Origin of the sequence: Thiomicrorhabdus indica, assembly GCF_004293625.1 — a bacterium.
Lineage (GTDB): Bacteria > Pseudomonadota > Gammaproteobacteria > Thiomicrospirales > Thiomicrospiraceae > Thiomicrorhabdus > Thiomicrorhabdus indica.
Window position 1 is genome coordinate 735,491 of sequence record NZ_CP033040.1, and the last position, 13,201, is coordinate 748,691.

Annotated in this window: 9 protein-coding genes; 4 read left to right on the forward strand and 5 right to left on the reverse strand. The window is 40.7% G+C overall.

Features of this window, described 5'->3' with window-relative positions; translation table 11 throughout:
* Positions 1–12 precede the first annotated feature (12 nt).
* Both D9T12_RS03015 and yrfG read right to left on the reverse strand, forming a co-directional pair.
* Positions 13–3,474 (reverse strand): PAS domain S-box protein, encoded by a 3,462-nt coding sequence (locus D9T12_RS03015; protein WP_130536790.1) that lies wholly within the window; start codon positions 3,472–3,474, stop codon positions 13–15.
* A 188-nt stretch (positions 3,475–3,662) separates the two neighbouring features.
* The gene (gene yrfG, locus D9T12_RS03020) at positions 3,663–4,322 is read right to left on the reverse strand and encodes a GMP/IMP nucleotidase (RefSeq protein WP_130536791.1); all 660 of its coding nucleotides are present in this window, start codon (positions 4,320–4,322) and stop codon (positions 3,663–3,665) included.
* 69 nt (positions 4,323–4,391) lie between these two features.
* Between yrfG and nudE the strand changes: the two genes are divergently transcribed.
* Together nudE and cysQ are read left to right on the forward strand one after the other, a co-directional pair.
* A complete protein-coding gene (gene nudE / locus D9T12_RS03025; protein ID WP_130536792.1) occupies positions 4,392–4,940 on the forward strand; it encodes an ADP compounds hydrolase NudE in 549 nt (182 codons plus the stop codon).
* The gene (gene cysQ, locus D9T12_RS03030) at positions 4,940–5,824 is read left to right on the forward strand and encodes a 3'(2'),5'-bisphosphate nucleotidase CysQ (protein WP_130536793.1); all 885 of its coding nucleotides are present in this window, start codon (positions 4,940–4,942) and stop codon (positions 5,822–5,824) included. The genes nudE and cysQ overlap by 1 nt, the downstream gene beginning before the upstream one ends.
* Positions 5,825–5,874: 50 nt before the next feature.
* On the opposite strand, the gene D9T12_RS03035 is transcribed toward cysQ, so the two are convergent.
* From D9T12_RS03035 to D9T12_RS03045, 3 genes are all read right to left on the reverse strand, one after another.
* A complete protein-coding gene (locus tag D9T12_RS03035; protein WP_130536794.1) occupies positions 5,875–7,077 on the reverse strand; it encodes a hypothetical protein in 1,203 nt (400 codons plus the stop codon).
* A gap of 219 nt (positions 7,078–7,296) precedes the next feature.
* Positions 7,297–9,564, reverse strand: a complete 2,268-nt coding sequence (gene nrdA / locus D9T12_RS03040; protein WP_130536795.1) for a class 1a ribonucleoside-diphosphate reductase subunit alpha — start codon at positions 9,562–9,564, stop codon at positions 7,297–7,299.
* Positions 9,565–10,070: 506 nt separating this feature from the next.
* Positions 10,071–10,724, reverse strand: coding sequence for a LexA family protein (locus D9T12_RS03045; RefSeq protein WP_130536796.1), 654 nt, complete (start codon positions 10,722–10,724; stop codon positions 10,071–10,073).
* 102 nt (positions 10,725–10,826) lie between these two features.
* Here D9T12_RS03045 and D9T12_RS03050 point away from each other — a divergent pair, with 102 nt between their 5' ends.
* Positions 10,827–12,275 carry a Y-family DNA polymerase gene (locus D9T12_RS03050; RefSeq protein ID WP_130536797.1) on the forward strand — a complete coding sequence of 483 codons (1,449 nt, stop codon included), beginning with the start codon at positions 10,827–10,829 and terminating at the stop codon, positions 12,273–12,275.
* Positions 12,276–12,402: 127 nt separating this feature from the next.
* The gene (locus D9T12_RS03055) at positions 12,403–13,167 is read left to right on the forward strand and encodes a CHAD domain-containing protein (protein ID WP_165395024.1); all 765 of its coding nucleotides are present in this window, start codon (positions 12,403–12,405) and stop codon (positions 13,165–13,167) included.
* The last annotated feature ends 34 nt before the right edge of the window (positions 13,168–13,201 follow it).

Below are 13,201 nucleotides of genomic sequence, written 5' to 3' on the forward strand. Positions count from 1 at the left end.
ATCAATAGGGCTTTAATTGCTGACGGTTTGGTTTCGGCCGCCTTGTTTGGCTTTGTAAAGACGCTCATCTACACGTTTGTAAAGCGATTCTTCGGTATCTCCAGATCGAGCCATACCGACACCGAGGCTGATTGTGAGTGACTGTTGGTTTTCGATTTTAATGTTGTCTTCCACATAGATGCGTATTTTCTCGGCAAAATGAATAGCAGATTCTAGGTTGGTGTTACAGAGTAAAATAGCGAATTCTTCTCCCCCCATCCGGTAACAAAGATCGGTTTGGCGCATCATTTTTTGCAGAGAACTGCCCAGCTTAATTAAAACCTGATCACCGGCATAGTGACCAAATTGGTCATTAATAGATTTGAAACGGTCGATATCGAACATAACTAAGGCAAATGGTGTGTCATAACGATTAAAGAGTGCGAACAGTTCTTGAACTTTCTCATAATACGCTTTTCGATTCTGTAACTGCGTTAATGGGTCGGTGATACTTTGATGATTGAGTTTCTGTATCAACTCATAGTACTCGCTGACATCTTGTGAAGTTAATAGCAGTTGTTTTCCATTCGGCATCAGTGAAATTGACGAGCGAACTCTGACCCAGTGACCATCTTTATGGTGACAGAAGCGTTCAAAGTTTTCATAGTGACCGGTTTCTTTTACTTGTTTCTTTACCTCTAATAAGGTCTGATGAGCATCTTCTCTGGTCAAATCTGAGCAGCTAAGCGTTTTAAACTCCTCTTCAGTGTAACCAAGCATGCGCGAATATTGGGGGTTGGTGTAGGTAAATTTGGTGTCTAAATCCGTTAGAGCAATGCTTTCTAATGAGTTTTGCAGAATAGCTTCTAGCTCTTGTTTCTGTTCGGTAATTAAACGTTGGATGTGTTTTTGTTCACTGATGTCGCGTTGCGAGGCAAATAAGTAGGCTTTACCATCCATTTCAATTCGACTAGTCGAAAGTTGTACATCGATAATTTCGCCGTTTTTGCGTGTATGTTGCGTTTCAAAAACACCAGGGTTACGAATGAAATTAGCAATGACTTCGGGTATTTTTGAGTTGGGCAAGAATTTATCCCAAAGAGAAATGTGTTGGTGTGCCAATTCTTTTTTGGTGTAGCCTAAATTTTCGGCAAAGGATTGATTAAATAAAACTAAATTGCCGTTTGCATCGACCAAGTGAATTCCATCAGAAATATTTTCTAAAAGGTATTCAAACTTTTGACGTTCAGCTTTCAGGCTATTTTCATGGGCTTTTTGTTCTGATAAATCACGAGCTGAAGCATAGAAAAACGTTTGATTATCAATTTCAATTGTTTTGACACTGACATGAACAGGAAAGGTCGAACCATCTTTACGCTTGAATTTGCTTTCAAATTGGTAGGTTTGATCTTTGGATGTGATTAATTTATCCATGCGAGGCTGGGTGGGTTGCAAATCCCAATCGCTAATTGTTAATTTCTCTAGTTCTTCTCTTGAATAACCAATCATCTTCACAAAAGCATCGCTGACATTAACGATTTTGCCTTGATCGTCGACAACATGAAGTCCATCAGTCGCCGAATTAAGTAAAAGTTCATAGTGGTTTTTTTGACCGCGTAATTTAGTCGTCAAGGATTCTAGGCTTTGGTTTTGAGCAAGCAGTTTTTTGTGGATTTTATTGAGTTTCAAGTTTTGCAGCCATGCGATAAGGATAACTAAACTAAGCGGGATAAAAATGCTTAGAAAGCCTTTCCAATCTAGCTGAGTAGAGTAGTCGACCTGAAAATGTTTGCGTTGCATAGTTTGCAGGGTTGCATTTGGAATGGTTTCAATGGTCTTTTTTAGAATACTTTGTAGGATTGGCAAATCAGGGTGAACCGCCATGGCAATATTTTGTGTATAAGGAAGTTTCGCGCCAATGACAAGATTGACATAACCTTGTTCTCGAATGGTGTGACCAATGACGGCTAAGTTATCGATATAGCCATCGGCTTGCCCTTCGGCAACTAATTTCAGTCCTTCAACAGGTGTGTTGACGAAAAACAATTCTGAGTCTGGATAGGCATTCGAAATATAATCGTGTGATGCGTAGGATTTAACGACAGCAATGCGTTTGTGGTTTAACTGATCTAGTCTTCGAATTTCATGACCTTTGCGAGTCGCTACTACGCCTGGAAGCGTTAAGTAACCATCCGTAAACAGAAACTTTTTTTCACGTTCGGTCGTAATAGTCATTGCTGAAAGCACATCGATTTTTCCGGCTGAAAATTCTTCGAGTGTTTCTGCCCAACTTTTTTCAGGGTCATACAAAAATTTTACGCCTAGGCGTTTTTCCAAATAGTGAATGAGTTCTCCCGAAACACCATCTAGTTTAGATTGCGAATTGACGAATTCAACAGGAAGCCAGTATGGGTCAATTCCTAGCTTGAGAACTGGGTTGGCATCCAACCAACGCCTTTCTTGTAGGCTTAAATGCAAATCATGGCGATCATAGTTATAAAGCGCGTGTTCAATATTTGGGGTTTTTTCAAGAAGTCCTTGGTTGGCAAGAAGTTTTTGAATGTATTCAAATCGTCCAGCATCTAAGGTACCAATAGGCGTTTGCTCTGGGTCAATCATCTTTTCGATGGTATGAGCTTCAAGTAACAGCTGGTTTAAAGTTTTACCGGCCGGTTGATAAGTGTCTAGAATCCATTGTGCAACTTCTTCTTTATGGTTTAAGGCATATTCCCAACCTTTAAGGACTGCTGTGCGCATCGCCTGAAGCCGTTTGGGATGGTTTTGTTTTTCGGAGAGCGTTGTAAATAACATGTCACCGTAAAGGTCTATGCCATACTGAGCGGGGTTAATAACGTGTGTCTCGATACTTTTAGACTGGTAGTAATAACCTTCATTGGTCAGGTAGCCTGCATAGGCATCGATATCGTCTCTTAGAATCAAATTGGGATTGTTTTTGGGTTTGATACGAACTAGTTCTGCTTGAATATTAAAATGATTAAGCAATGCTAGGATGGATATCCCATCGGTATCTTTTTGATAAAAACCAATGCGTTTGTTTTCTAAGTCTCGCGCCGTACGAATATTGGAATCTTTAAGAGTGAATAGTACTTGGGGAGAGTTCTGGAAAATGGGTGCAACGATATAGATCGGGCTTTGATTCGCAAGATATTGCAACAAAACCGTATCGGCAATTCCATATTCGGCTTCGCCATCTAATACTTGTTGAATGTTGTTTTTAAATAAATCACGTGGTTTTAGAGTGACATCGAGTCCCTGTTCAGTAAAAAAACCTTTGTACAGCGCGGCGTAGTAACCGGCAAATTGAAATTGATGTTGCCATTTGAGCTGAATCGAGACTTTTTCTGTATGGGGTAATGAAGGGTTCGTTTGATCGTTTGCTTGGACGATTCCCGACAGACAGATGAAGAGAGAAATTAACGTTGTAGTGATAGTTCTGAAATAAGCGAGTTGGATATTGGACAAGGCTTTCAGCAAGATTCAATCACCAGATTTTGTAAACAAAAAATACATTTTTAAGAGTAAGCGAATACTTAAGAAATTATATGCCAATAAATCTCGTAGGTGTATTTTTATTGATTGGTTCTTTGTTTAGAGTCTGGTTTTTTAACTGAGTGTAAGCTTTTCCTACTGTGCTCGACTTCTATAGTTCTGAACTCTTTCTGTCACGGCATAATTTCAGAGTATTTATGAAATGCTGGAAAACCTTGCGGATCGATTTTACTGAGCTTTGGACTCACGTAGGTCGCGCACATGGGAATAGCAATTCCATATTGCTGAGCAGTTTGCAGGGCTTTGATATTGTCGTCAATTAGCATGGTTCTTGCAGGGTTGTAAGAGTGAATATGTTGAATCTCAGACCAAATGCGAATGTCTTCCTTAGGAATACCTATGTCATGTGCCGAGATCATAGTATCAAAGTAACGTCCGATAGCTGTCATTTCTAGTTTTAGAGCCAAACTATCTCGGTGAGCATTCGTCACCATGACGACATCTTTTCGATGGGCGCGTAATGCCGCTAGGAATTCTAAAACTTCTGGATGGACTTTGATTTGGTGTTTAAACTCTTTTTTAAGTTCGGCAATATTGATGCCTAACTTTTCTGTCCAAAAGTCCAAGCAATACCAGTTTAGCGTGCCTGAATGGGAATTAATCTCTTTATGAATTTTGGCTTTTGCTGAACGAATTGAAATATGTTTTTTATAAGCGTAAGCCTCGGGAAGGGCTTCCATCCAAAAATGGTAATCAAAATGGAGGTCAAGCAAAGTACCATCCATATCAAGCAAAACCGTGTCGATTTGATTCCAGTCTAACTGAGCGTCCATTGGCAAGCCTTAATCCTTCGCGTATGATATTTTTTCAAAAGTGTGCTGAGTGTATCGAATTGAGGGGATATGAGTCAAAAATTACCGAGTATTTTGGCGGAAAAAATCGCGGCAAAGTCGAAAGTTTTTACCGTACAGGCGCAACACATTGAGTTTTCAAACGGAACATCAGTGCATTATGAGCGCTTATTGGGTTCGGCGAATGGTGCGGTTTTGATTGTCCCCATCACAGAAAATGATGAATTTATGCTTATCCGTGAATACGGTGCAGGTGTTGGACGCTATGAGTTAGGGTTTCCAAAAGGCAAGATAGATCCTGGCGAAACTTGGAAAGAGGCAACGATTCGTGAAAGCCAAGAAGAAATTGGTTACCGGCCGGTAAACATTGAACTGTTAGAAAGTGTGAGTTTAGCCTCTGGGTACATGACTCACTTTACACATATTGTTTTGGCTAAAGGGTTAAGTCCTGCTTTCGCAGAAGGTGACGAACCAGAGCCGCTGGAAGTGCTTACGTGGCCAATAGATGACTGGCAAAATCTGATTGTCGAACCGGAGTTTTCAGAAGGGCGAGCCTATGCCGCGATTTTATTAGTTCTTAAACGTTTAGGAAAAATTTAATGCAAGAATCTATTCCTCATTCTCAATTACAGCTTTGGCTACCACAGGTTGCCCAGATTGCTTTACAGGCCGGTCGTTTGATTTCGCAAATGTATCGAGAGAATCAGCAGCAAGCATTTCTAGATGTTGAAAAGAAAAAAGACGGCACACCTGTGACCGAGGCCGACCTGCAGGCTGACCGGTTAATTTCTCAGGCACTTAAGGTTTTGACGCCAAACATCCCTTTGGTGACCGAAGAAAGTGTCGCTAAGGTGCCTTATGAACAACGCCAAAACTGGTCAACGTTTTGGTTGGTTGATCCTATGGATGGCACCAAAGAGTTTATTGAAGGCACTGGTGAGTTCAGTGTGAATATTGCACTTGTGGTTAATCACCGGCCGGTATTAGGCGTGGTGTATGGTCCAGAAGTGGGGCGCTTGTACTGTGCGATTGAAGGTGCGCAGTCCATTGCCACTGATGCCGATGTGTATCAATTGGATATAGACAATTTGGATATGTTGCGGTTTTTGCAGGCAGCTGAAATGATTCAAACAGCACCACTGAACCCCAAACACCCAACTAAAGTGGCCGTTAGTCGCCGACACGGCGGGCGAACGGAATTGTTTATGTCGGAGTTAAATAAACCACAAACGGTCAAGATGGGGTCGGCTTTAAAGAGTTGTTTGGTAGCGGAGGGAAAAGCGCATGTGTATCCTCGTTTCGGTCCAACCTCTCTTTGGGATACCGCTGCGTCGCAAGTGATTGTACAGCAAGCAGGAGGCGCAATTATTAACGCCGCAGGACACGCTTTGGAATATGTGCAAACACCAAACCTACTCAACCCGTTCTTTCTGGTTATTTGCGACCCTCAAGCGCAATGGCCGAAAATCCCGGAAATTATGTAAAATCAGAGGTTGTAGAGTTGTTTTTGGAAAAACAGGAGTTGAATTAGTTATTATTTTGTGTGTGCTTGTGTTTTATAAAACTGCCTGAAACCAAGTTCAGAAAGAATTATCCTTTCAATTAACAACTCCCAATCTTGACTCAATTTAAACAACTTTGAATTATCCATGTCATCTCCATGGGCAATTTCATTTCGTAGATTAATTAACTCTTTGATTGGTTTTAAATCAGAAATTGGAATACCAAGTTTTTGAATCCCTTTTGCTTTTTCTGCATCTTTTTTTATTAAATTTTGATGTTTTAAAACTTTCTCTAGCAATGAGTTCCATAAAATAATATTTGTATTTACTGAGTACTCAAGGCCAGAAATATAAGCTAAGCAAAGTTCAGATTTATATTGAATATCATCAACAGTTGCGTTTCGAAGAATTACTTCAAAAGCTTCGGGGAAAACATAAGGCTCGACAAGAGGGAAATCGTTTTTGGCAGAATAGAGTACTTGGCGAGTATTAAAAATTTCATAATAGTTTTCATTGCTAATAAAATTGGCTTGGTGCCAATTTATTTTTTTCCGCTCTAAGAATGAAACGACCGAAAATATGAATCGTGCGATAGGTTTTATTTGCCTATTGAAACCTAACACAGTATTCACTTTTTTTTTGGTGGTAAGCTCTAGGACAAATGTTTCATCACTGTTAGTGTATTTATCTGTCCTAATCGACTCAATCCCCAAATTACTCAGAGTTTTGACTTCGATATCATGAGAATACAACCTCTTTAGTTCACCATTGTAATGAGCCATTGTTGAAATATGAGAGTTTAGCAATTTACTAGGAGTGTAAAACAGTGTGAAAGCTTGTTCTTCTAGATACTGTTCGGGGTCAGTTTTTTGTTTAGATATAGCATGGGATGGCCAACGATATTTAAAAAATCCTTCTTCCCAGTTTTCTGCGTAAATTTTCACTCTGCTATGTGAAAATTGAAGCTTCTTGAACAAGTAGAAACCATAAGGGATGGGATCTTCAAGAGTTGTTCTGGGAATTGTTAAATTGATTGATTTATCATTTTGGGGGACTAGGTAATGTTCAAGCCTTTTATATTCAGCAAGTTCTCTGGCCAAAATAAAAACGTGCGGCTCCTCTTGCTCAAAGCTTTTTGGAAACCAAACTAAACAGCGAATAGTAAATTTCGGATTACCGTCTAGATAACCATTAAAATGCTTGTATTCTTCTATTGGTTTTTCAAGAAAATTCACTAAACATCTACTTTTTAAAATATTTCAGCTTTTGTAGCACTTCCGAAAATGCATTAATCAAAATATCTGATACTTAATTTTGCAATTGTTCTATTTTTGAGCATTCTTTATAGTTATGCACGAGTACATGGAGTTGAGGATTTCTGGAACATCGCCAAACGGCATTTATAGAAATTAATGGGCTGCTGCTACTTATCTAGAACAGCCTAATAGTCTTTCCTACAGCTTACAAGCCCCACCAGCACAACCATCGTCTTCTTGGTTGTCGTCCGCACCGTCTCTCGTGTTGTGATAATACAGTGTTTTTAGTCCCATTTTGTAAGCATAAAGCAAGTCTTGTAGAATCAGTTTGATTGGAACTTTATCTTCATTAAAGCGGGCAGGATCGTAATTCGTGTTGGACGAAATTGCTTGATCGACAAATTTCTGCATAATCCCAACCAATTGCAAATATCCCTGGTTATTCGGAATATGCCATAGCAATTCATAATCATCACGATGCTCTTTAAAGCCTGGAACCACTTGTTTCAGAATCCCGTCTTTTGATGCTTTAACCGATACATAACCGCGAGGAGGTTCAATTCCATTGGTTGAATTAGTGATTTGCGAAGACGTTTCACACGGCATTAATGCGGTTAATGTTGAATTACGAAGCCCGTGAGACTTAATTTCTTCTCGTAAAGTCTCCCAGTCTAAGTGCAGCGGTTCATTGCAAATCGTATCGACATCTTTCTTATAGGTATCAATCGGTAATACGCCTTGCGCATAAGTTGTCTCTGCAAAGTAATCGCAAGGTTTCGTCTCTTTTGCAAGGTTATTTGACGCTTTCAATAGATAGTATTGAATCGCTTCAAAAGTTCGGTGAACTAAACCATTAGCGGAGCCGTCAGAATATTTGGTTTGGTTTTTGGCCAAATAATACGCCAAATTGGTTACGCCCACACCCAACGTTCGACGTCCCATACTGGCGTGTTTGGCAGCAGGTACAGGGTAGTCTTGGTAATCCAATAGACTATCCAACGCTCGAACAATTAAATCGGATAGTTTTTCCAATTCATTTAGATTTTCCAGTGCTCCCAAGTTGAAGGCGGAAAGCGTACAAAGTGCGATTTCACCATTAGGATCTTCCACGGAATTCAATGGCTTGGTCGGTAGAGCGATTTCCAGACATAGATTCGATTGATGAACTGGCGCGACTTTCGCATCAAACGGACTGTGTGTGTTGCAGTGATCAACGTTTTGAATGTAAATACGACCCGTTTGCGCACGCTCTTGTGCCACTTGAGTAAATAACTCAATCGCTTTAATTTGTTTCTTGCGAATATTCGGATCGGCTTCGTAAAGTACATAAAGGCGTTCAAACTCTTCTTGATCTGCAAAGAAAGCTTCATAAAGACCGGGGACATCCGATGGGCTGAACAGAGTGATCATGCCGCCTTGTAACATGCGTTGGTACATAAGCTTGTTGATTTGCACACCGTAGTCTAAATGGCGCGCGCGGTTTTCTTCAACCCCGCGGTTATTTTTCAGCACTACTAAAGATTCGACTTCTAAGTGCCAAATAGGGTAGAACAAGGTCGCGGCACCGCCACGAACACCACCTTGAGAACAGGACTTTACGGCAGTTTGGAAGTGTTTAATAAACGGAATCATACCCGTGTGGTAGGCTTCACCACCACGGATTTCAGAGCCGAGCGCACGAATACGACCAACGTTCACACCAATCCCTGCGCGTTGTGACACATATTTCACAATCGACGATGACGTAGCATTAATGGAATCCAGTGAGTCACCACATTCAATTAATACACAAGAGCTGAACTGACGTGTTGGCGTACGCACCCCAGACATAATTGGTGTTGGTAAAGAAAGTTTAAACAGCGACGCAGCATCGTAGAAATCTTTCACATATTGCATACGAGCATCTTTTGGATAGTGACCAAATAGACACATCGGAATCAGCATATAAATAAACTGCGGGCTTTCGTAGATTTGCTTGGTGACACGGTTTTGCACCAGGTATTTCCCTTCAAGCTGTTTCACAGCCGCGTAACTGAAGTTCATGTCGCGGCTATGGTCCATATAGTCGTTCAGTTCTGTAAATTCGTCATCACTGTAATCGGCTAAAATCTGTTTGTCGTAAACACCTTTATCGGTCATTGTTTTGACGTGGTCTTGTAGGTGCGGCGGTTCAAAACGGCCAAACGCTTTTTTGCGCAAATGGAAAATGGCAAGGCGTGCGGCTAAGTGCTGATAGTCTGGTGCGGTTTCAGAGATCAAGTCGGCTGCTGACTTAATAATTGTCTCGTGAATGTCTGCAGTTTTAATGCCTTCGTAGAACTGAATGTGAGAGCGAAGTTCTACCTCTGACACGGATACATCTTCAAGGTCTTTTGCTGCCCAAGAAATAACTCGGTGGATTTTCTCAAGATCGATGGGTTCTTGACTGCCGTTGCGCTTGGTTACAAGTATGTTTGATTGGCTCATAATTTACCTGTGTATAAAAAATATCCGTGTGGAAAAGGCCGAATGATAAAAAATTAAAAATATCAGTCGCTTAGCGTCGTAAAACAAACTGGAAGCTAAGTTTAAACAGTAACTTCTGGTGTTTTACTACCTTGGAAATTACTAGATATAGTTTTCAATTGCTTTGAGTCCACAGAATATAGTGGAATTTCCAAACTCTTGCAACTAGGATTTTTTCACAGATTATTCACAGCCCAGAAAGGAAAAATTTGTGGAAATGGTCGCTAAGTCTTTTATTTCCAAGGAAAGCACCTTCGAAAAACCTGTGGATAACTTTGTTAATAGTTATTTTTTTGTGAGATAAAATTTTTTACTGAATTCTTAAAAAAAATTGTTGAAATCTCAATGGGTTTAGGGTTGATTTTGGCGTGAAATTTGAACAGCTGTAAACTGGTTGTAAAAAGAGTCTTACAGCTTCGAACTGTCTCAAACTACATGATTTGTCCGTTATGGCTTTTTCGGTCGGTTTAAAATGAGTGGATACATGATTTAACTACGCCCCAAATGACCATTTCACTATTTTCTGTTACAGGGATTGGAGGGTAATTTGGATTTTCTGGGGCTAAAAATGTCCCTTTATCATTCACGACAAGGCGTTTTACAGTGAGTTCACCATCGAGTGCTGCAATGACAATTTTGCCTGGCGTAGGATTTTCACTGCGATCAACAATCAAAATGTCACCTTCGTAAATGCCTATATCTTGCATAGAGTCGCCTTGAACACGAAGCAAAAAAGTAGCTTCTTTGTTGCGAACTAGCTTTTCATTTAAATCGAGATAGGTTTCGATGTAATCGTCTGCCGGAGAGGGAAAGCCTGCGACCACTTTATGAGAATAAAGCGGTAGCTGATAAGATTCATATTCTCCGTCGTTTGAAGGCTCTTCGATTTGCGGCACAATCAGTTGCAAGTGTTGCGAAAGTTTGCCGTCTTTCAAAGCACTCTTAAACGATTTTAGATAATGTTCGATGGTAGTAACTTGTGACTGAGGAATACGCATGACTTTCGTTGCTTCCCCAAACGCACCGCTTCCTTGTTTTCTACCGGCACCTTGGCGTTTGCCACCATGTTGTGGGTTTGTTTTTGTGTTGGATATCGAGGCTTTGCTGGTTTTATTGGTCATTGAATCCCGCCTATTCTTAATTTTGAAAATTGTAACAAAATTTATCGATGTATGATTTAATTTAAAAATAAATGTTACAAAAATCAAGTCTGATTGAAAGAAATGAGTAAAGGTGGTTTAGCAAGCTTGCTAACTATCTTTACCGGCCGGTATTTGGAGGGTGTGGTGGATAAAATTGCGTTAGTAGATGGAAATTCATTTTATGCTTCTTGTCAGATAGCGTTTGATCCCAGTTTGCAAAACCGGCCGGTGGTCGTTTTATCGAATAATGATGGGTGTGTGGTTGCAGCGAATGCTGAGGCGAAGTCTTTGAATCAATTACTGTTGAAAAAGCAACAAGGTAGTTTTGGTAAAGGTGGCTACTCTTCCGCTGTGCCTGAAAGTATGATGTTTCAGCCCTTCTTTAAGGTTCGTTCGGTATTGGAGGCGCATAACACAGCAGTTTTTAGTTCGAATTATGAGCTGTACGGTGATATGTCGAAACGGATGCATACGATTATTGGGCGCTTTGCCGATGAGCAGGAAATTTATTCCATTGATGAGTCATTTTTGCGACTCAAAACGCCTCTTGAGATGGATTGTCGGCTTTGGGGTGAGCAGCTCAAAAAAACGGTTCAACAGGAGATTGGGGTTCCGGTTGCTGTGGGAATTGCTATGAATAAGACCTTGGCAAAGCTGGCGAATCATTTGGCCAAAATGGAGACAGAGTTTGGCAATGTTTTTGAAATAGCCTCACCGAGTTCGCATGAGGTTCAGGTCTATTTTAAAAAGCTATCCATTGATAAGGTCTGGGGGTTAGGTAAGCGATTGTCGCACCATCTGCGTTCTCAAGGTTATGATACAGTTGCGAAATTTCAAAAAGCACCGGCCGGTGAGATTCGTAAACGATATGGGGTAATGGTGGAAAGAATCTTGCGAGAACTTAATGGAGAGGTCTGTTTTGATTTGCAAGAAACGCCGGAGCCAAAAAAGCAGATTATTGCATCCCGTTCGTTTGGTGGCGTTGTGTATGATTTACCTACCTTGGAGAGGGCGCTGATTTCCCATTTATCGCGTGCTCTGGAAAAGTTACGCGCTCAGCAGAGCCTTTGTCAGAATGTGTCGATTTTTATTCGCAATAATCGTTTTTCGCCAAACGAGCCGTTTATGAATCGGCAGAAAAGTCTTGTGCTGGTTGAACCGACCGATAATCTGATGTTTTTATCAAAATTGGTGAGAAAAATATTGGCGAGCTTATATCAAGAGCAAATCGCATGGCATAAAGCAGGTGTGGTTTTGAGTGCGATTGTTCCAAGACAGGGGTATCAACCTGATCTGTTTTTGCAAGAGAAATTTGTAAAGGATGAAGAGCAAGGGGCGTTGCAGGTGAGTCACGAGCAACAAGCTTTAATGACTGTGGTTGATCAACTGAACCGGCGCTTTGGAAGACATTCATTATTTGTGGCTTCGGCGGGTTCTAATAAACACAACGATTGGCAGATGTTGCGTAATTCGATGTCGCCACGTTATACCACTCAGTGGCATGAATTACCGATTGCTTATGCAAAGTAAAATAAAGAGTCGACTCAATACGCTGTCATCTTATCGTCAAATAAAGGGCTTATAGTCGCACAAGAAACGAAGGGAATCTGTTTGCTTCAGAAGCATGGAGCTTCCTTTAAACTTGCTGGAGTGTGATGTGAAGAACTTGATTGAAAAACTGCTCAAAAAAATCGATAAATACGAACGTTTGGAGCAATCCAAGTCTCAGGTTGAACTGCTACATAAAATTCGAGTGAACTCTCGAAAATTGGTCGCGTTGAGCCCGCCGGAAAGTTACAGTGCGCAAGTTTTGAAACGTTTGATTCAGTCGAGCAATGCGTTGCGTGACTTGGATGTTTTGCAGAACGAAACCCTTAAAGATTTACCGGAAAAATGGCAGAAAGAGCTAAGGCCGATTTATCAATATTTAGCTGAACGTCGTCACGAAATGGATGCGCAGTTTAAGTTGTTATTGCAGATGGAATTGCGAGATGAAATTCAAGGGTTGGTGGACGATTTTGACCAGCTACAGAAAAAGAGCAGTAGTTCCGCCGAGCGCCATAAACTTTCATTGTCGGAAATTGAAAGACGCTTAAAACTCCAGTTGAAAATCTTGCGAGCCGTGGATATTGAGGATAAACAGGTTCATAAGGTGCGTTTAAAAATAAAACGACTGCGTTATCAGCTGGAGCATTTTTATGTGAACCAAGAGCAAGCATTGGAGTTAACGACCTATCTGCAAGATGAGTTGGGTAAATTTCAAGATTTGTGTCAAGGAATGAAATGGCTGAAGAAATACTTGGACTCGGATAAAACGCGATTAAAGTCTATTCAGGAATTGCTGCAAAGCCGTAAAGATAGCATTCTGCAATCAGTGCGCAAAACGTTGCACAAAGACTATCGAAGAGTTTCTTTACGTTAAGGCTGTGTCGTCTTTGAAAGTTTTTTGAAAGGTT